This is a genomic window from Aliisedimentitalea sp. MJ-SS2, from assembly GCF_032586155.1.
In the GTDB taxonomy this organism is placed as follows: domain Bacteria; phylum Pseudomonadota; class Alphaproteobacteria; order Rhodobacterales; family Rhodobacteraceae; genus JAWHTC01.
On sequence record NZ_JAWHTC010000001.1, the window covers coordinates 609,555 to 628,592 of the forward strand.

Sequence of the window (19,038 nt, forward strand, 5' to 3'; positions counted from 1 at the left end):
GAGTCACATCTGACGCAAGGAAACATGTGACCCCGGCACCCGATCATGGGTAACTGCCCTGAAGCGACGAAAGGGCAGAATTATGGAAGTATCACAGGCGATGCTGGAGCGGCGCAGCATCCGGGGCTTTACCGACAAGCCGGTGCCAAAAGAGCTTTTGGAAGAGATCATTGCGCTGGCCAACCGGGCGCCGTCGTCGATGAACACCCAGCCGTGGCATTTTCACGTCCTGACCGGCGAGGTGCTGGAGAAGGTGCGGCAGGGCAATTGCGAGCGGATGCTGGGAGGGATCCCGCCGCAACGCGAGATCAAGGATCATGGGGCCTATGACGGGGTGCATCGCGAGCGCCAGATCGAGATCGCGGTGCAGTTGTTCGAGGCGATGGGGATCGAGCGCCATGACAAGGAAAAGCGGCAGGATTGGGTGATGCGCGGGTTTCGCCAGTTCGATGCGCCGGTGTCGGTGGTGGTGACGTTCGACCGGTCGTTGGAAGACAATGGAACGATTGCGCATTTCGACCTGGGTGCAGTGACCTATGGCTTGGTTCTGGCGGCGTGGGATCGCGGCCTGGGCGCGGTGATCAACGGGCAGGGGATCATGCAGTCGCCGGTGGTGCGCGAACATGCAGGGATACCCGAGGATGAAGTGATCCTGACCTGCGTGGCGCTGGGCTGGCCGGATGAGAGTTTTGCGGCCAATAGCGTGAAGTCACGGCGCAGGCCGGTTGAGAACACGGCGCGTTTCGTTGGGTTTGGAGAGGCGGCGGACTCGCAGGGTTAGGCAGTTAAAGTGGTTTTTGTCCGCTATTGGCCTGGAGCTGACTTTCGAATTGCTTACGCAATCCGACCGGCTGGGGGGCCAGCCCCCCAGACCCCCCGGGATATTTCTGGCAAGAGGAAGAGGTGGACCGGGGTGTTGGAATGACCGCTTGAGGCCAAGTCCGGCCTTCGTAAAAGCATCGTTTGCTCCCCGCAAAAGTCTTGCCACCGGACTTTCCAATGGCATCACGGCGGGCAGAAACCGCATGACCCCGGCACTTGGACGTGACAGGCTGTGCCCTGAACAGCAAGGAAAGGGATGGCCCATGAGCTGGATCGACGTGGTGCCCTATGCGGCCGCCAAGGGCAAGCTGAAGAAGCTGTATGACCGGGTGAAAGGTCCGGATGACAACGTGGACAACATCATGATGGCACATTCGTTGCGGCCACATTCGATGGAAGGCCACATGGCGATCTACAAATACGTGCTGCATCACAGCGGCAACACGCTGCCCAAGTGGTTTCTGGAATGCCTCGGCGTCTGGGTCAGTTCGCTGAATGATTGCGCCTATTGTGTCGAGCATCATTTTGCCGGGATGAAACGGTTGTTGGCCGACGATACACGTGCCGAGGCGCTGCGCGCAGCGATCGAGAAACGGGATATGGCACAGGCTCCGTTGGACGCGCGCGAGGTTGCGGCGATGGCATATGCCCGCGTGCTGACCGACGCCCCGGCAAGATTGGGCGTGGGCGACATCGCGGCGCTGCGCGAGGCCGGGTTTGACGATGGCGAGATTTTGGAGATCAACCAGGTCAGCGCCTATTTCTCTTACGCCAATCGCACGGTTCTGGGCTTGGGGGTGAATACCCAAGGTGACATCATCGGGTTGAGCCCGAACAATTCGGATGATCCGGATGATTGGTCACATCGTTAGCAGGTTGCGCGACGACCGGGGCCGCCGCGCGTGATTTGCGCCGCTATTTCTGGATCGACTCGATATAGTCGGCAAGCACCATGACACGTCCACGGACAAAGAGTTCTTTGCCATAGGTCCCGTACTGATCGCCGGCTTCGGTCATGAAGCGGTCGCCCCAGACCGGCATGCCACCGGCCCAATCGGGCATGGCGCTGCCATGTGCGCCGACGCCGGTCCGTCCGTCAATCACCCGAACGACGTGAAGCATCGGGAACGAGCCGTCGGCGTTCACGGTCAGTTGGGTCAGGTCGGGCGCGGCTGTTTTCATCACGCTGGACAGCGGGCCGTTTCCGGTTCCGTCAAGGCCGTGGCAGACGGCGCAGGAATTGCGGAACTCGGCTTCCCCTGCGGTTTCGGCAATTGCGGCCGATCCGAGCAGGCAGAGCGAGATTGCGGCAAGCGGTGTGATCATTTTCGAAAACATTTTTCCTCCTCCAAACAAACTGCTTTGCAAAACCCTGTGATCACTGGTTAACCACGGTGTCATTATCGCGGTTTTCGGGGAAAAATGCCTTGATGCCCGTCAAAACCTACTTGGTACAGCGAAGAAGCCAGGCATTAAGTAACAAGCTCGCCTGCACTGTGATCGTGGCATTGAAATAGCCTTTGCGCTTGATCGTTTGGCTTGGATTCAATGGAATGACTAACGTATCGGCTGTGGTGAGCCCATAGCCAATTGCCACCGTATCAATAGCTGTTTCCGCCGTGATCGCGTAGCTGTTTCGGTAATCGTTGGAACCTTTGATTGTTACGAAGGTTGTGACTTCGGTTTCACCGATCACCAGAGTGAATTCTTTTTGCCGGTTTATTCACTTGAAGCTCTCGTCGTCACTAAATCCAATGACATCTTCAACAACGCAATTGAACGGTTCCGCAGATGACGCTCCGATTGGGGCGAATATAAGGGGCAGGGCGGAAAGATAAGACAAGAGGGTTTTCATGCTTGGGATATGCATTTTCATTTCTCGTGGTCACGTTTGCCAAACCAGGCAAGGATCGCCTGGGCCACCGCCCCCGGTTTCTGGTGACAGACCCAGTGGTCCGCTTCGGCGATGGTGACGCGGGTGAGCTGCGGGGTATACGCCTCGAGCCCATGGGTGGTTTCGGGCAAAAGCGCGGTGTCTCCATCGGCCCAGATCAGCAGGTGAGGTTGTGGCACAGTGAAGCGCGAGGGCGGGAATTCCAACGGTGGATCAATAGGTTCTCCCGGTCGCGCCACAGCCAGCGGCGAGGCGCGATACCAGTTAATCATGCCCCGCAGGCGCCCGGGGCGGGACCATTCGTGCAGATAGGCGGCGCGGATGTCCGGGGTCATCCAGTCAAGGCTCATCTTGGCGGAGAACAGCGACATCAACCGCTCGAAACCATTGGCCGAGAGGATGTCTTCGGCGTCCGGGCGGCGCAGGAACTCGATATATTGCGACGCTTCTGACTGTGCGCTGCCAGCAGCCAGTTCCCGTTGGAACGGGGCGGGGTGGACGCCGTTGACGATGATCAGGCGCGACACCAGATCGGGTTGTGTCATGGCCAGGCCATAGGCCACCGCCGCGCCCCAGTCATGACCCAGCACGCAGCAGGGGCCAAGATCCAGGGCGGCCATCAGGGCGGCCATGTCGCCGATCAGCTTGCCCGCAGTGTAATCAACCACTTCGGGCGGCGCCCAGCTTTGGCCATAGCCGCGCTGATCCGGGGCGATGACGTGGAAGTGATCCGACAGCAGGGGGGCGAGATCGGCAAATGCTGCAGAATACTCGGGGAAGCCATGCAGCATCAGGAGCGGCGGCAACGAAGGATCGCCCCAAGTCAGATAGTGAAACCGCTGTCCCGCAAGGGTGATGAAATGGCTTTGCATGGGGTCAGGGTAGGAGGGTGGGACACATCCCGGCAAGGGGCCAGTTCATGTCGTGACGTCAGGTCGGAATTTGCGCCAAAATGCCGCTCATACTGCGAAGACTGAAGTTTTTGTTGATGCGGATCAAAGCGAAAATTCCCGGGCCGTGCTAGGCGGGCGAGTGACTATTATCAGGAGACGCACATGACAACAGCCCGTAGCACGAAACAGACCAATTCCGCAGCCAAGCCGGCAGGGAAACCGGCCACCGCCGCCGAGAATCCGGAGGCCGCCGCAGCCCCAGCCGAGATCGAAACGGCCCCCCTCAAGGCCGTGACCCCGGACGAGGCGCGCCGTGCGTTTGAGACCGGTGAATACCCCTACAAGGACAAGATGGGGAGAGGCGAATACGAACGCCAGAAAGCGGCGCTTCAGGCCGAGCTGTTGAAAGTGCAGCTCTGGACCCAGGACACCGGCCAGAAATTTGTCATGCTGTTCGAGGGCCGTGACGCAGCCGGCAAGGGTGGTACGATCAAGCGATTTACCGAACACCTGAACCCACGTTCGGCGCGCGTCGTGGCGTTGAACAAGCCAACCGACGAGGAAAAGGGCCAGTGGTATTTCCAGCGTTACATCAACCATCTGCCGACCGAGGGCGAGATCGTTCTTTATGACCGCTCGTGGTACAACCGCGCCGGCGTGGAACGGGTGATGAGCTTCTGCGAGCCGCATGAATACCTTGAGTTCATGCGCCAGACGCCCGATTTCGAACGGATGCTGACGCGCTCGGGGATCCGGCTATACAAGTACTGGTTCTCGGTCACCCGGGACGAACAACGCCGCCGCTTTGCCAGCCGCGAGACGGACCCGTTGAAACAGTGGAAGCTGAGCCCGATCGACAAGGCGTCGCTGGACAAATGGGACGATTATACCGAGGCCAAGGAGGCGATGTTCTTTTACACCGATACGGCAGATGCGCCGTGGACGGTGGTCAAGTCCAACGACAAGAAGCGCGCGCGCCTGGCCTGCATGCGGCATTTCCTGGCGAGCGTGGATTATCCGGGTAAGGACTTTGATGTGGTCGGGCGGCCTGATCCGCTGCTCGTGTCGTCGGCCAATCATGTGATTCACCGGTCAGATCACATCCTTGGCACAGCGTTGCACCCGGATCAGCGGAGGAGCTAAGGGGGCTGATCCGACGTGAGCAACGTGAACGCGCCACGCGCAGGGCAACCTGTGCGTGGCGTTTTTTTATGTGATGCGCGCTTGGTTTGCCGCATTTCAAGAAAGCGACCGAAAATTCCCCAATTTCTGCCCTTTTTTTGCGTCCCTTAGAGGGGCACGGAAAAAGCAGGTGAACCAAATGCCAAAGCGCAAGGGAAAGTTCCGTAACAAGTATATGCAGGTAAAAACAGTTGAAACCGGACAGGATGAGACCTGTCTCATTGCCCGCGAGGCAAAGGGTGGCCAGGCGGTGCCACGAGCGATGGAGCTTGTGTTCACGTTTGCCGGTGTGCTGGCGATATTCGACGGGTTGGTCATTGCCTATTTTGCGATCAGTCCGGGGAGCGCGCAGTTGATGGGCGGGTCGATCATGCCCGCCGCGGGTTTAGTGGCGCTGGGGCTTGCCTTCTATGCCTTTGGTTCACGCGGATTTTGCCGACAGGTCAAGGTTGACCTGAAAGAAAACAAGATCGCTTTTGGCCGGGTCAACAGCAACAACGTCGGCCGGATCAAGACCGAGTTTTCACTGGATGAGATCGAGAGCCTCTATGTTAAACGCTCTGAAGACGAGGCGGGCAAGGCGGGATTGATGCTGCGCAAAAGCGGGCGTCATGCACCCTATGTCCTTCTGGAGGGCGCGGCAGCCGAGCTTGCCCCCCTGCATGAGGGGATTTGCGACATGATCGGCAGGTCCGCCAAGGTGCAGGTGAAACGTCCGGTACGTCATCGCACGTCCAGCAGGACGCCGCTTCCGGTCTGAGGTTCGGGACCTGTTTTCAGGTGCCGAGCGCGGAGGAAAGCGCCTGCTGCAGCGGCCAAAGCCGGGTGAAGTCCTGTTCCAACCGTCCCGGCAGGCCGAGGGGCGGAGTTTCATAGTCAAACCACACCGCAAGCGATTTGCGCCGGGCGAGATCGGCCAGCGGATCATCGGGCGTGATCGGCGCGGCAGGTCGTTTCAACTCGGGATCAGACAGGCGGGCGCCTTGGGTTAGCAGAGCCGTGACTGCGGACAGAAGTGCCGCGCCCTGGCCGGGCAGGTTGGCGCGGTATGCGGCCAGCGCCTTTTTATCGAACCCCATGCGACCGGCGCCTGCGGTGACATAGTCGGGTGAGATGCCGAAGAACCACTGCCCGCCATCCGCCGAGGTCCAGAGCAGGTGCAGATGGGTGTGATAGGGTGTCTTGTCCTTGGAAAACCGCACATCGCGATGTGGGCGGAAGAGTTTGGTGATTGTGCGCTGTCCGGTGAGACGGGTCAGGCGGGCGGCCATGTCTTCGAGAAGAAGCAGGGCCGGGGCCTTGAGCTGGCTGTCATAAGTGGTTTTGTTGGCGTTGAACCAATCGCGGGTGTTGTTGCCGGACAACGCGCGCAGGAAATCAAGCGTATCGGGGATCAGGCGGTCGAAACTCATATGCACTCTCCAGTCTTTCGCGAAGTATAGCGCAAATCCGCGCAGCCCGCGCGCCCCGGATGGTGCCACCCAGGCAGAGGCGGTATCCAGTGGATATGAAACGATTCCTGCAAACCTGTGCCACGCTGGCCTGCGTCGCCCTGCCTTCGGTGGCGACCGCGCATCCGCATATCTTTATCGAAACCGGGCTGAAGCCGGTTCTGGACGACACGGGCCGGTTGATCGGGATCGAGGTGAGCTGGCGCTATGACGAGCTTTATTCGCTGCTGGTGCTGGAGGACAAAGGGCTTGATCACGATTATGACGGCAAACTGACCGAAGACGAGATGAGCCGTCTCAAAGGGTTCGACCAGAACTGGGTCGACGGGTATGCCGGGGACCTTTTCATCCATCAGGGCGAAGCCGAGCTGACCCTTGGCCCGCCCGAGGGGCGCGGCACCAGTTTCGAGGATGGCAAGATCACCAGTATTCATTACCGTCGGATCGAGGGGGCGGCACCCGGTCACCCCTGGCTGTTGCAGGCCTATGACCCGACCTATTACACCGCCTATGACCTTGGCCTAGGGGTGGATGCACCCGAGGGCTGCGAGGTGAAAGTGACCCAGGCCGATCTGGATCGGGCCTATACCCTGGTGGAAGAGGCGCTTTATGCCACACCGGCCGATCCCGAGGGCAATTTTCCCGAAGTGGGTGAAGCCTTTGCCGACAAGGTGGAGTTGTCATGCGTCAGCGGATGACGCGCGGCCTGATGCTGCTGCCGCTGGTTCTGGGGTTGGGACTGGCAATCTGGCTGTGGGGCTTTGGTGGGTTTGCCACGCTCGAGATCTGGGCCGCCGAGGGCCAGCGCGAGGTGCAGAACGCCATGGCGCGGATGTTGCGGCGGTTGCGCGGCGGCGATGCGGCGGCGCTGGCCGGGTTGATGTGGCTGTGCTTTGCCTACGGGTTCTTTCACGCGGCCGCGCCGGGGCATGGCAAGCTGCTCATTGGTGGTTACGGGCTGGGCCGGCGGGTGCCGATGCTGCGGCTGAGTTCGTTGGCGCTGGTGTCGTCGCTGGCCCAGGCTGCCACGGCGGTCGTGCTGGTTTATGCCGGGGTATTCGTCTTCAACTGGACACGGCAAAGGATGGTGGACACGGCAGATCGGTTGCTCGAGCCGGTGTCCTACGGTGCGATTGCCGTGGTCGGGCTGTGGCTGGTGATCCGTGGTGCAAGGCGGCTTTGGGCGGCCTGGCGCGAGGCGCAGGCGCATTCCGGGCCGGGGCACCATACGCATGAGGATGGCAGCTGTTCCTGTGGCCATAAGCACGGGATCACTTTGGACGAGGCGACGCATGTGCATTCCTTGCGCGACGCGGCGGTCCTGATTGGCTCGGTGGCGATCCGGCCCTGCACCGGAGCGGTGTTTCTGCTGATCCTGACCTGGCGGATGGGGATCGACCTGGCCGGGATTGCGGGGGCCTTTGTCATGGGGCTGGGCACGGCGAGCGTGACCGTGACGGTGGCGGTGTTGTCGGTCACGATGCGCGAAGGGGCGCTGGGCCAGGTAATGGGCGGGCCGGGGGCGGCGCGGGTTGCCGCGGGGATCGAGCTATTGGCCGGGCTGCTGGTGGCAGTGGTGGCAACGCAATTGGCGCTGTCGGCGCTGTCGCTGCTGTGAGCCTTTGGCGGCGGTGAGCGTGGCGCGGTTGGATTTGAGTATTTGCGCAAAGAAAGAGGGGCGGGGTTAACTCCGCATTAAGGTTAATCGTTCATGCTGATTGTGCGGTACAGGCTGGAGAGCCGATGACCGCCAAAGGAAGAGCCCACGGGCTTGGTGGCTTCGTTCTGGGCAAGGCCTGGAACGGGGCTGTCACCTGGTGGCAACTGTGTCTCTTTCTTTGTCCAAATACTCATTTCCACTGGTGCGGTTGAAACTGCGGCGGGAATGGTGCCGCTACGCTGACACTTGCTCCGGGGACAGGGCGGGCGTAAGGCTGGCCCATGAGCGAAGTGATGTCATATCGCGGCCATTTCAGGGCCATCCTGCTGTTGGGGCTGCCCTTGATTGGCGGCAACCTGGCGCAGTTTGCGATCACCTTCACCGATACACTGATGCTCGGCTGGTATGATGTCGAGGTGCTCGCCGGGCAGGTCCTGGCCGGCATGCTGCTTTTCGAGCTGTTCCTGTTTGGCAGTGGCGCCGCGATCGCGGTGATGCCGCTGGTGGCCGAGGCCGAGGCATCGGGCGACGACGTGCAGGTGCGCCGGGTTACCCGCATGGGGCTGTGGGTGTCGCTGGTATTTGCTCTGCTGTTCCTGCCGGTTTTCCTTTGGTCGGGGCCGATTTTCCTGTGGCTGGGGCAGGAGCCAAAAGTGGTTGAGGTGGCGGTCGATTACCTGTGGATTGCCGGCTATGGTGTGATCTTTGCGCTGTTGGGGATGGTGTTGAAAAGCTATCTCTCGGCGCTGGAGCGGACCGGTGTGGTGCTGTGGGGCACGGTGGCCTCGGCAGTGGTCAATGCGTTGGCGAATTACGCGTTGATCTTCGGCCATTGGGGGGCGCCCGAGATGGGAATCAAGGGGGCGGCGGTGGCGTCTCTGGTGTCGCAGGCGGCGCTTTTCTTTGCGCTGCTTGGCTACGTGATCTGGGGGTTGGGGCAGCGCAGCCTGTTTGCGCGGATTTGGCGCGCCGACTGGGGGGCAATGTGGCTGGTGATACGGCTGGGCCTGCCGATCGGGTTTACCAACCTGGCCGAGGTCAGTCTGTTTGCCGCCAGTGGCGTGATGATGGGCTGGCTGGGGGCGATCCCGCTGGCGGCCCACGGCATCGTGTTGCAGATCGCCTCGGCCACCTTCATGGTGCACTTGGCCCTGTCGAGTGCCGCGACGGTGAGGGCGGGTCGTGCGGTAGGGCGTGGCGATCCGGTTGGTTTGCGCCGCGGTGGTGTGATGGTTGTCAGCCTGTCGATGGTGCTGGCGCTGATGGCGGTGGTGCTGTTCGTGGTCTGGCCCGAAGCATTGATCGGGGTGTTCCTGGATCCGCATGACCCGCGCCGGGGCGAGGTTCTGGCCGTCGGCGTCGTGCTGATGGTGATGGCGGCCCTGTTCCAGCTTGTGGACGCAGCCCAGGTTATGGCGCTGGGGCTGCTCAGGGGCGTGAAGGACACCAAGGTGCCGATGCTCATGGCGGTGGTGGCCTATTGGGTGATCGGTGTGCCGGCCAGCTATGTGCTTGGGTTTGTGCTTGGATATGAAGGCGTTGGTGTCTGGCTGGGCCTGGTGATCGGGCTTGCGGTGGCCGCGACGCTGTTGATGTGGCGGTTCTGGATGCGGGCAATGCCTGCGGCTCTGCCAGAAAGCGTGGCGAGGGGTGAGATTGATGTCCCTACAGCGCGCGAAGATGTGGCCCCTATCGGTTCAAATCTGACCGGCCGCTTGTGACCGGGTCAACCCGGGGAGGGGGCCATCATCTCCCTCGAATTGGGTTTGCAGCCGTTTTCACCTGTCTGTGCATCAGCGAGGGGCCGGCAGCGGCGAGGTGTGTCGCCGCTTCGCCGCGCGTCAGCGCAGCGCTACCAGAAGCTAAACGGAGGCCGGGAGAAGCGAACCCCTTTGCGGCGACGCTGTCAGGCGGCGCAACCTCTGCGCCTGCACTCAATAAATATAGCGGATCTGATCGGTCCAATAACGTTCGACCCGGCGCAGGGCGGTGGTGATGTCATCCAGCCCCTCAGGGTTGAGCACGCCGCGCGAGACCAGGCCTTCGGCGTGGCGACCGAAGCGTGTGCCGACGATGTCGCGGATGTTGCGGCCCTTTTCGGTCAGCCGCACCCGGACCGAGCGGCGGTCGATCTCGCAACGCTGGTGATGCATGAAGCCCATGTCGACCAGTTTCTTGAGATTGTAGCTGACATTGCTGCCCTGATAGTAGCCGCGCGATTTCAGCTCGCCTGCCGTGACCTCGTTGTCGCCGATATTGAACAGAAGCAGCGCCTGTACCGCGTTGATCTCAAGGATGCCGACCCGTTCGAATTCGTCCTTGATCACATCAAGGAGCAGGCGGTGCAGCCGTTCGACCAGCGACAGCGCCTCGAGATAACCTGTGATGAAACCTGCTTCGGTGCCGTCGCTCAGCGACGGCGGCGTGTTGGGGTTTTTGCTCATTGGGGTATGAATGCTCATTCATGTCTCCGTCGAAACTGCTCGGATTGGAAACTGGAGCAAAAAGCCGAAAAATCCGTTAAATCCTGAACGGTGTTCGCTAAAAAGCGAGGTAATTGCGGACCGGCAAGCGTCGGTTTGGCCGGGCAGGGTGAGTACGGTCGCGCATGTCAGGCTGACACGGGCCGTGATCTCAGGTTGGGGCCTGCCCAGAGGGCACCGGTTCCTGCGGCGGTTCAGGTTTCCCACTCGACGCCCGGATCAGGCCCAGGTCCTGCAGGACAGCCAGCGCCGCCGGGGTGACGAACAGCGCCAGGAGCGTCGCCGCGGTCAGGCCGAAGGCAAGGCTGGCAACGATCGGACGGAGGAACTGCGCCTGTGTGCTTTGTTCGAACAGCAGCGGCCCGAGTCCGACAACGGTTGTCAGCGAGGTCAGGAAAATCGCCCGGAACCGGTCGCGCACCGCCTTCTGTCCGGCGGCAATCATGTCTTCGCCTGCCGCCAGCCGGTCCTTCATGAACCCGGCCAGCAGGATCGAGTCGTTGACCACCACGCCTGCCAATGTCGCCAGCCCGACCAGGCTGGGCAGCGAGATCTGAAGCCCGAGTGCCATATGCCCCCACATCACGCCGACAAGGCTGAGCGGGATGGCCACCACCACGACAGCGGGCTGGATGAAACTGCGGAACTGGAAGGCCAGGATCAGGTAGACCCCGATCAGCCCGATCAGCATGTTTCGAGTCAGCGATGACCCGGTGGTCGCGGTATCTTCGGCCTCGCCCATGATGGTGACGGCGATCGCGGGGCGTTTTTCGGCAAGCTTGGGGAGGTAGTCCGCCTTCAGCGCCATCATCAATTCGCGGGCATTGGCCACCGAGGGGTTGATCGAGCCCTGCACCGCCACAGTGCGTTGCCCGTCCACCCGGTTGATCACGGCAAACCCGCGCCCCTGCCTGACATCGGCCACCGCCGTCAATGGGATCAGCGCGCCATCGGGCCCGGGAATGCGCAGCCCGAGGATGTCCTGCAGGGTGGTGCGGTTTTTTTCGGACAACCGTGCCACCACGTCGAGCGGGCCCAGCCCGTCGCGCACTTCCAGCGGGGTGTCGCCGCGAAACCCGGCGCGCAATTCGGTGGCAACGGCCTGGGCCGATACGCCAAGCGCCGAGGCGGCAGAGGGCCGCATGGTGACGATGAATTCGGACTTGCCCGGCTGCAGGTCGAAGCTCACGTCGCGAACCCCTTCGAAGTCGCGAAAGAACTTGCGCATTTCCTTGGCGGTGGTGCGAAGATCATCGAGGTTTTCACCCTGCAGCCGGATGTCGATCGGTTTGCCGCCCGCGCCGCGCTCTTTGTCGGTGATGCGAAAGGCGGCCATGTCGGGCATCGGGCCGACCAGCTTTTTCCAGCGGTCGATGATCGCGGTTACCTCGGTGTTGCGGGTGCCCGCGGGCAACAGTTTGGCGCTGATCGTCGCCATATGTGCGCCGACCTCGGGCGTGTCGGCATTGGCGCTGTAGGTCACGGTGTAGCTCTGGACCAGCGGCTGGCTCTCGGGCTGTTTCGGGGTCAGCTCGGTATTCATCTTGTCCAGCGCCTTGACCACCTTGGCAACCCGCTGTTCGGTCCGTTCCAGCGGTGAGCCCTGCACCAGGAGCAGGCGCGCTTCGACGGTGTCGCTTTCGAGTTGCGGGAAGCTCTGATACTTGATGAAGCCGCCGGTATAGGGGGCCAGCGAGAACAGCACCAGGAACCCCGCCAGCCCGAGCGTGAAGTAGCGATACCGCAAGCTGAGCCCCGAGAGCGGCACAACCACCCGATCGCGCAGCGCGGTGAAACCCGCATTGACGGCGCGCGACAGGCGATTGGGGCGCAGATTGCCCGACAACGAATGCCGCATGTGGTGTGGCAGGATCAGGAAGGCTTCGATCAGGCTGACGATCAGCGTCATCACCAGAACGATGGGGATGTATTTCAGCACCGCGCCGATCCGCCCGTCCATAAAGGCCAGCGGGCCGACGATCATCACCGTCGTGAGGAACGAGGCGACCACGCCCGGTGCCACCTGGCGCGCGCCGTTCACCGCCGCCTCGATTGCGGTTTCGCCGGCTTGGCGGCGGCGCACGATGTTTTCGGAAATCACGATGGCATCGTCCATCAGCAGCCCGATGGCCACCAGCAGCGCCACCATGGTCATCATGTTGATGGTAAAGCCGAACAGCTGCATCACGAAGATTGTACCGAGGAAGGACACCGGCAAACCCATCGCCACCCAGAACGAGAAGCGGAAACCGAAGAACAGCCACATCACCGCAAACACCAGGATCAGGCCCTGAACGCCGTTTTCGGCGATTATGCGCAACCGATCGCGGATGTTCATCGTCGAATCCTGCGAGATCGCCAATTCGATATTGCCCGGCGCCACGGCTTGTTCATGCTCGAGGATCCTGTTCAGCGCCGCCTTGACCCGCAGAGCGTCCTGCGCCGCGGTCTTGCTGACCTGGATGATCGCGGCGCGTTTGCCATTGTAATAGGCCGCCTGCGCCGGGTCGGCGAAGACCTCGGTGATCGTGGCGACCTCGCCCAGGGTGATGGATGCGCCGCTGGGGGATGCGGTTAGAACGATGGCGGAAAAATCACCGATGCTGCGTTTTTCGCCGAGAAACCGGATCGACGCCTCGCCCTGGCGACCGGCCAGCGACCCGGCCGGCATATCAAGGCTGTTGCGGGTCAGGATGGGAGAGATGTCGGCGATGCTGACCCCGTGGCGCTCGAGCGCGGCGGCATCGAAGCTGATGGCAATCTCGCGATCCGAGAACCCGGCGATGCTGACCTGTGAAATTGCCGGATCAGCCCGCAGGCGTTCTGCCAGGGTGTCGGCATAGGACAGCAGGACCTTCGGGTCTTGGGGGCCGGTCACCGCGACCGAGGCGACCGAGGCCACACGCTCTACCACGCGGGTGATCGGATCGTCGGCGCGGTCGGGAAAGGTGCCGATCCCGTCAATCGCCGCCTTCAGATCGTTGTGAAACCGCGTCATGTCGCGGCCTTCGATGATCTCGGCGGTGATCACCGCCATGTTGTCGCGCGACAGGCAGGACAATTCATTCAAGTTGTCGATGGCACGCAGCGGGTCCTCGGCCACCTGGCAGATTCCGGTTTCCACTTCGGCCGGCGAGGCCCCGGGATAGCCGACACGGAACTCGACCACGGAGGGCGGGGTCAGCGGGAAGGTGTCACGCTGTAACGTGGGCAATGCGGCAAGGCCCAGAATCAACAGCGCCAGCATCAGGATATTGGCCGCTGTCGGGTGAACGGCGAACAGGCGGATCATCACTTGGTCCCCTTGCTCTTGTCCCTGGCTTGCCCGGAGGCAGTGGCGGTGATCTGGGACAGGAGCTTCTTGTCCTCGACCGGTTTCACCTTCATGCCGGGCACTGCAACCGAGGGATCGCTGACGACCAGCTTGTCGCCTTCGGCCAACCCGTCGCTCACCACCGCGATACCGCCGACCGTATAGCCGATCTTGACCGCACGTTTCTCCAGCGTGCCCTCCGTGGATACAACAAGCGCCTTGCCGCCGCGCACCGCGTCGACCGGAGCTACCAGCGCCGGTCGTTTTGGCGCCATCAGGATGACCTCGACAAAGGTGTTGCGCCGCAGCGGCGGTCGTTTGCCCACTTCGGCCTGTCCATAAGGATCATCGATCCGCACAACGATGGCGGTGCTTTGGGTGCGTGGATCAATCGCTTCGCCGACCCGATCGACCCGGGCCTTCCAGATCACCGAATGGCCCGGAGCTGTCAGCCGCACCCGGGCCTTGAGATCGAGCACTGTCGAGCCGTCCTGCGCCGCCCGCAGCAGCGGGCCGATCCGCCCGATTGAAAACTGCGCCGCGACCTCGGCGGCCTCGATCCCTTCGGCCATCACCAGGGTTTGGCCGCGCGTCACAAATTGCCCCAGTTCCGCCGACACCTCGCCGATGCGGATGTCATAGGGCGCCCGGATCTCGGCAAATTCGAGCGACCGTTCAACCGCGGAGCGCTGGGCCGCGAGAACATCCCGCTCGGCTGCGTTCAGAGCCAGCAGGTTCTCGACCTCGACCACCTTGGCCCGGGCCGCCAGCTCCGCGCGCCGCGCGGTGTCTAGCCTCGTTTGCGTTGCCACGCCTTCACTGGCGAGCTTTTCCTGGCGTGCGAGTTCGGCCCGGCTCAGTTCGAGATCCGCGGCGACGATGTCCTGGGTCGCGGCAAGTGTCTTGTCCTTGATGGCAAGGGCCGCGATCTGGGCGTCGATCTGGGTCAGGGACAGTTGCAGATCGGTATCGTCGAGCCTCAGAAGAACGGACCCCGACGTTGCCACCTCGCCATTTGCCAGGTTAGGGGCGGTTTCGATGACTTCGCCTTCAACGCGCGCCACGGCACGCCATTCCCGTGCTGGGGTGACGGTTCCGAACCCGCTGACCCGGGGCAACAGCTCGACCGGAGCCATAGTGATGACGCGCACCGCGGTCGGTGGCCGTTTCTTTTCCTTCGCCGCGGGCGGTTGCTTGAGGTTTTCCGAAAAGGCTACCGTCAAGGCACCAAGTAGCACGGGGATGGTAAATGCCAGCAATCGCAGGATAATTCTGATCGCACCGGACATGTGGCCATTTCCTTTCGTTGCGGCGGTCTAAGCCGTTCTACCTGTGGCACATATAGCTGACCACAAAGTCGCCTGGCCCGCAAAGGCAACATCGCGAAAGCAGCGCGCAAATTGCCGCGCATCCTGTATGCAACGTGCCAATCGGCATAGGTTGGTCAGGGCAGGCGCGGTTGGGCGCCATTCAGGCATTGTACGGCAATACGTTGGAACGGCCGCGAAAGCGCGGTCAGCTGTCGTTGCCAATCACCGCGCGGATGCCGCTGACAAGCGGGGCATGCGCCGCCGGTGGCGCAGTCTGGCCCGAGACCCATTGATAGAGGTCCTGGTCGTTCTCGGTCAGCAGCGCATCATAGGCGTTGAGCGCGGCTTCATCCATGTCTTCGAGACGCGCGGCGGCGAAACGCATCAGGATCAGGTCCATTTCCTTGGTGCCGCGGCGCATCGAGCGCATGTGCAGGCGTTTGATCCGCGAGGCGCGGGTTTCGTTCTCGGGGCGCGATTCCGGCTGGGGCATCAGGGCGGGATCAGACAAGGCCGTTCTCCTTGGCCACGCTTGCCAGGCGTTTTTCCAGTGCACCGAGCCGATTGGCGGTTTTGTTGGCGCGGGCCTTGAGCTCGCGGATCTCGGTGAGGATGTCACGGATATCGCCGCTGGTGGCGGTCGCGTCATTGGCATCGGGGGCCTCGACCCCGTCGCCGATCCCCTCGAGAAGCCACGTGAGGGAGACATTCAGAACACCGGCCAGCATCTGCAGCTTATTGGCGCGCGGCTCACTCATGTCGTTTTCCCAGCCCTGCAGCGTGCTGAGCTTGATGCCAAGCCGCTTGGCCAGGGTTTTCTGGGTCATACCAGTAGCCTCGCGGGCACCGGTCACACGGTCGCCGAACGTGCTGGAATCGGCGTCGAACCAGCCGTCTTGAAGAACATCGCTCATTCAGGGCTCCTTTCACCCGTTCATGCTTGATCGGGCTTCGGGCGCAACTTATGACACGAGGTGAGAAATTACAAACAAGGGGCCGACATCATGGGATTTCTTTCCGACACGCTTGCACGTGTGAAGCCGTCGCCGACGATTGCGGTCTCGAACCTGGCGGCCGAGCTGAAAGCGGCGGGTCAGGATGTGATCGGCCTTGGGGCAGGAGAGCCCGATTTCGACACGCCCGAACATATCAAGGCAGCGGGAATCCGGGCCATCGAAGAGGGCAAGACCAAGTATACGGCGGTGGATGGCATTCCCGAGCTGAAAGCGGCGATCTGCGCCAAGTTCAAGCGTGACAACGGGCTGGATTATGAGCCCGCGCAGGTCAGCGTCGGGACCGGGGGCAAGCAGATTCTCTACAATGCGCTGATGGCGACCCTGAACCCAGGTGATGAGGTTGTGATTCCGGCGCCCTATTGGGTGAGCTACCCAGACATGGTGCTGCTGGCGGGCGGGACACCGGTTTCGGTTGAGGCGACGCTGGAAAACAATTTCAAGCTCAGTCCTGAGCAGTTGGAGGCGGCGATCACGCCGAAAACCAAGTGGCTCATCTTCAACTCGCCGTCGAATCCGACCGGGGCGGGGTATACAAGCGACGAATTGAAGGGGTTGACCGATGTGCTGATGCGGCACCCGCATGTCTGGGTGATGACCGATGACATGTACGAGCACCTGGCCTATGACGATTTCGTTTTCTGCACCCCGGCAGAGGTGGAGCCGGGGCTTTATGAACGCACGTTGACCTGTAACGGGGTCAGCAAGGCCTATGCGATGACCGGCTGGCGGATCGGCTATGCGGCTGGGCCGAAAGAGCTGATCGCGGCGATGCGCAAGATCCAGTCGCAGAGCACATCGAACCCCTGTTCTGTGTCGCAATGGGCTGCGGTCGAGGCATTGAACGGGAGCCATGATTTCATTGCCGAGAACAACGCGGTGTTTGTCCGCCGGCGCGATCTGGTTGTGCGGATGCTGAGCGAGATTGACGGCATCACCTGCCCAGTGCCGGAGGGGGCGTTCTATGTCTATCCGTCGATCGCCGGGTTGATTGGAAAAACCAGCGCCAAAGGCACGGTGATTGAGAATGACGAGGTGTTTGCCAAGGCGCTTCTTGAAGAAAGTGGCGTGGCGGTGGTGTTCGGAGCGGCCTTTGGGCTGTCGCCGAATTTCCGGGTGAGCTATGCGACCTCGGATGCGGCGCTGGAAGAGGCCTGCTCGCGCATTCAGAGTTTCTGTGCCGGATTAACCTGAGCCTTGGGAACGCGGTGAGTCGCGGGCAGGGAATTTCCCCCTTGCGTTGCATGAGGGGGCTGCGGCACTGTTCCGACAGGTATAAATGGGTGGTCACTGCTTTAGGTGCATGGTGAAATACGACGGAAAAACAACGATCTGGCCCCAGGGAGGGCGAACCGGATGAGTGGCGATCTGCCCGAGTATTACTTCCGTGTCCGTGAAAACGGCGCCTTCGTTTTTCGTGTCGACACGGAAAACCGCCAGCGCCGGATCGAGATGGATCAGATCGCCGTGGTCAACACCCGCAATGGCGAGATCCGCCCGCAAGGCGCGCGCCAGCTGTCCGATGAGGACATGACGGCCATCAGGGGCTGGATGGAAGAGCGTCAGGCGGTTCTGGCCGAGCGCGACATCGACGATATCCTGCGGGCGGTGGATTACCTGAACCTGACAACCCATTGGGCCCAGTCTCGGGCCAGCGATGAACAGCTCGAAGAGGTGACCGATGCGCTTCTGCTGGCGATGCATGACCTGCGCTCGGTTCTGGTGCGCAAGAAAGCGGATCGGTTGCTGAAGGATTAAGGGTAGAGGAGCCGCCCGAGAGCGCCGCCCACCCACCCGCCCCGACGCTCCCGGGCGGCGTTGCGCCCGGTTTGAGACCTGCCGGGTGAGGTGATGCCGGAGCCTCCGGCGGGAGTATTTTTCACAAAGAAAGAGCAGCCGGCTTGGTCAGCGCATCGAGATCGCCTGCTGGGTCAGTTCGCGCAGTAATTTGCGGGTCATGGCGGCCTTGTAGTTGGAGAAGTCGCGGGCGGTTTCGGTGAAGGCGCCGGGACCGGTGATGACATTGGCGCGGAAATATGCGGTGAGGCGGGTGGTCTCGGACGGGTCGGGGTGGCCGATGACGAGGGCGTTAATCGTGATGTCATTGGTCTGCGCGACGGCGCGGAGCGGGCCGGGGCGAGGGCCGGTGTTGGAGCGACCATCGCCGGAGATATCGAGGGTGCGTTGCCAGCAGCGGCGGGAGGCCAGGCTTCGGATACCATGGCGCATGGCGTCCCCGAGGGCGGTGGCCGGGGGCATTGCCGCGCGCGGGGCGGTTTCGATCCGGGTGGTGGCGCTTTCCAGCGCATTGGCCGAGGTCATGGCCTGCCAGGGCAGGATCGTGCGGGTGCTGCCCTGGTCGCTCCATTCATAGACCATCAGGTCTACCGGCGTTTCGGGCCGGGCGAGGATCGCCTGCACAACCCGCGGATCGCGCAGGGCACCGGCGAGGCCATTTCTTTGCAGCGCATAGTCGCGGCTGTCGACCGAGCCTGAGACATCGAGCGCCAGGGCAATGGCGAGGCGGCATTCGGCCTGGGCTGTGCCAGGCGCCGACAGCAAAACGACAATGAGAAGGGTGCGGATCACCAGTGACCGGTGTTTTCCATGCTGGCCCAGGGTTCGGCTGGCGCGAGCGGCTCACCCTCTTGCAGAAGTTCGACCGAGATATTGTCGGGGCTGCGGATGAAGGCCATACGGCCATCACGGGGCGGGCGGTTGATGGTGACGCCATTGTCCATCAGGTGCTGGCACATCTCGTAGATATTGCCGACCTCGTATGCGAGGTGGCCGAAATGGCGGCTGTCCGACGGCAGCCCGTCATCGCCATCCCAGTTATAGGTTAGCTCGACCGGGCATTCGGGCTGATCCGGCGGCGCCATGAAGATCAGCGAGAACCGGCCCTGTTCGTAATCGGAGTGGCGGGTCTTCACCAGGCCAAGCAGCTCGAAAAAGGCGATAGTGGCGTCGAGGTCTTTGACCCGGACCATGGTGTGGAGATATTTCAGATGCATGAC

General features: G+C 62.0%; 20 protein-coding genes. 9 read left to right on the forward strand and 11 right to left on the reverse strand.

From position 1 onward, the window contains the following. Positions 1–82 precede the first annotated feature (82 nt). Positions 83–781, forward strand: a complete 699-nt coding sequence (locus tag RXV86_RS02885; RefSeq protein WP_316297310.1) for a nitroreductase — start codon at positions 83–85, stop codon at positions 779–781. 304 nt (positions 782–1,085) lie between these two features. Beyond that, a complete protein-coding gene (locus RXV86_RS02890; protein WP_316297312.1) occupies positions 1,086–1,694 on the forward strand; it encodes a peroxidase-related enzyme in 609 nt (202 codons plus the stop codon). A gap of 43 nt (positions 1,695–1,737) precedes the next feature. On the opposite strand, the gene RXV86_RS02895 is transcribed toward RXV86_RS02890, so the two are convergent. The 3 genes from RXV86_RS02895 to RXV86_RS02905 all read right to left on the reverse strand — a co-directional run bounded on the left by RXV86_RS02895 (position 1,738) and on the right by RXV86_RS02905 (position 3,588). Further along, entirely contained in the window at positions 1,738–2,160 is a 423-nt protein-coding gene (locus RXV86_RS02895; protein ID WP_316297314.1) for a c-type cytochrome, read from the reverse strand. Between the two features lie 106 nt (positions 2,161–2,266). After that, entirely contained in the window at positions 2,267–2,518 is a 252-nt protein-coding gene (locus RXV86_RS02900; protein WP_316297316.1) for a hypothetical protein, read from the reverse strand. A 176-nt stretch (positions 2,519–2,694) separates the two neighbouring features. After that, positions 2,695–3,588: an alpha/beta hydrolase gene (locus tag RXV86_RS02905; protein WP_316297318.1), complete on the reverse strand. Its 894-nt coding sequence runs from the start codon at positions 3,586–3,588 to the stop codon at positions 2,695–2,697. Between the two features lie 183 nt (positions 3,589–3,771). Between RXV86_RS02905 and ppk2 the strand changes: the two genes are divergently transcribed. After that, positions 3,772–4,752: a polyphosphate kinase 2 gene (gene ppk2 / locus RXV86_RS02910; RefSeq protein ID WP_316297320.1), complete on the forward strand. Its 981-nt coding sequence runs from the start codon at positions 3,772–3,774 to the stop codon at positions 4,750–4,752. 214 nt (positions 4,753–4,966) lie between these two features. Next, complete coding sequence (locus RXV86_RS02915; RefSeq protein ID WP_316297321.1) at positions 4,967–5,551, forward strand: hypothetical protein; 585 nt, start codon at positions 4,967–4,969, stop codon at positions 5,549–5,551. A 16-nt stretch (positions 5,552–5,567) separates the two neighbouring features. On the opposite strand, the gene RXV86_RS02920 is transcribed toward RXV86_RS02915, so the two are convergent. Further along, the gene (locus RXV86_RS02920; RefSeq protein WP_316297323.1) at positions 5,568–6,203 is read right to left on the reverse strand and encodes a TIGR02453 family protein; all 636 of its coding nucleotides are present in this window, start codon (positions 6,201–6,203) and stop codon (positions 5,568–5,570) included. Between the two features lie 95 nt (positions 6,204–6,298). On the opposite strand from RXV86_RS02920, the gene RXV86_RS02925 reads away from it, so the two are divergent. The 3 genes from RXV86_RS02925 (at position 6,299) to RXV86_RS02935 (ending at position 9,623) form a co-directional block, all read left to right on the forward strand. Continuing rightward, on the forward strand, positions 6,299–6,940 hold the full coding sequence (locus tag RXV86_RS02925) for a DUF1007 family protein (RefSeq protein ID WP_316298426.1): 642 nt from the start codon (positions 6,299–6,301) through the stop codon (positions 6,938–6,940). Then, positions 6,937–7,860: a hypothetical protein gene (locus RXV86_RS02930; protein ID WP_316297324.1), complete on the forward strand. Its 924-nt coding sequence runs from the start codon at positions 6,937–6,939 to the stop codon at positions 7,858–7,860. The genes RXV86_RS02925 and RXV86_RS02930 overlap by 4 nt, the downstream gene beginning before the upstream one ends. A gap of 323 nt (positions 7,861–8,183) precedes the next feature. Then, positions 8,184–9,623, forward strand: coding sequence for an MATE family efflux transporter (locus RXV86_RS02935; RefSeq protein WP_316297325.1), 1,440 nt, complete (start codon positions 8,184–8,186; stop codon positions 9,621–9,623). Between the two features lie 213 nt (positions 9,624–9,836). Here RXV86_RS02935 and RXV86_RS02940 read toward each other — a convergent pair whose 3' ends face one another. The 5 genes from RXV86_RS02940 to RXV86_RS02960 form a co-directional block, all read right to left on the reverse strand. After that, a complete protein-coding gene (locus tag RXV86_RS02940; RefSeq protein WP_316298428.1) occupies positions 9,837–10,346 on the reverse strand; it encodes a winged helix DNA-binding protein in 510 nt (169 codons plus the stop codon). Between the two features lie 190 nt (positions 10,347–10,536). Then, complete coding sequence (locus tag RXV86_RS02945) at positions 10,537–13,677, reverse strand: efflux RND transporter permease subunit (protein WP_316297326.1); 3,141 nt, start codon at positions 13,675–13,677, stop codon at positions 10,537–10,539. Continuing rightward, positions 13,677–14,987, reverse strand: a complete 1,311-nt coding sequence (locus tag RXV86_RS02950; protein WP_316297327.1) for an HlyD family efflux transporter periplasmic adaptor subunit — start codon at positions 14,985–14,987, stop codon at positions 13,677–13,679. Before RXV86_RS02950 ends, RXV86_RS02945 begins: the two co-directional genes overlap by 1 nt. Before the next feature lie 226 nt (positions 14,988–15,213). Continuing rightward, positions 15,214–15,501, reverse strand: coding sequence for a succinate dehydrogenase assembly factor 2 (locus tag RXV86_RS02955; protein ID WP_316298430.1), 288 nt, complete (start codon positions 15,499–15,501; stop codon positions 15,214–15,216). A gap of 10 nt (positions 15,502–15,511) precedes the next feature. Beyond that, positions 15,512–15,922 (reverse strand): helix-turn-helix transcriptional regulator, encoded by a 411-nt coding sequence (locus RXV86_RS02960; RefSeq protein WP_316297328.1) that lies wholly within the window; start codon positions 15,920–15,922, stop codon positions 15,512–15,514. 90 nt (positions 15,923–16,012) lie between these two features. Between RXV86_RS02960 and RXV86_RS02965 the strand changes: the two genes are divergently transcribed. Next, positions 16,013–17,215, forward strand: coding sequence for a pyridoxal phosphate-dependent aminotransferase (locus RXV86_RS02965; protein WP_316297330.1), 1,203 nt, complete (start codon positions 16,013–16,015; stop codon positions 17,213–17,215). Positions 17,216–17,377: 162 nt separating this feature from the next. Continuing rightward, a complete protein-coding gene (locus tag RXV86_RS02970) occupies positions 17,378–17,779 on the forward strand; it encodes a hypothetical protein (protein ID WP_316297332.1) in 402 nt (133 codons plus the stop codon). A 147-nt stretch (positions 17,780–17,926) separates the two neighbouring features. Here the strand turns inward: RXV86_RS02970 and RXV86_RS02975 are convergent, their stop codons facing one another. Next, entirely contained in the window at positions 17,927–18,610 is a 684-nt protein-coding gene (locus RXV86_RS02975) for a DUF1194 domain-containing protein (RefSeq protein ID WP_316297334.1), read from the reverse strand. Further along, positions 18,607–19,035, reverse strand: coding sequence for a VOC family protein (locus tag RXV86_RS02980; RefSeq protein WP_316297336.1), 429 nt, complete (start codon positions 19,033–19,035; stop codon positions 18,607–18,609). Before RXV86_RS02980 ends, RXV86_RS02975 begins: the two co-directional genes overlap by 4 nt. Positions 19,036–19,038: the final 3 nt, after the last annotated feature.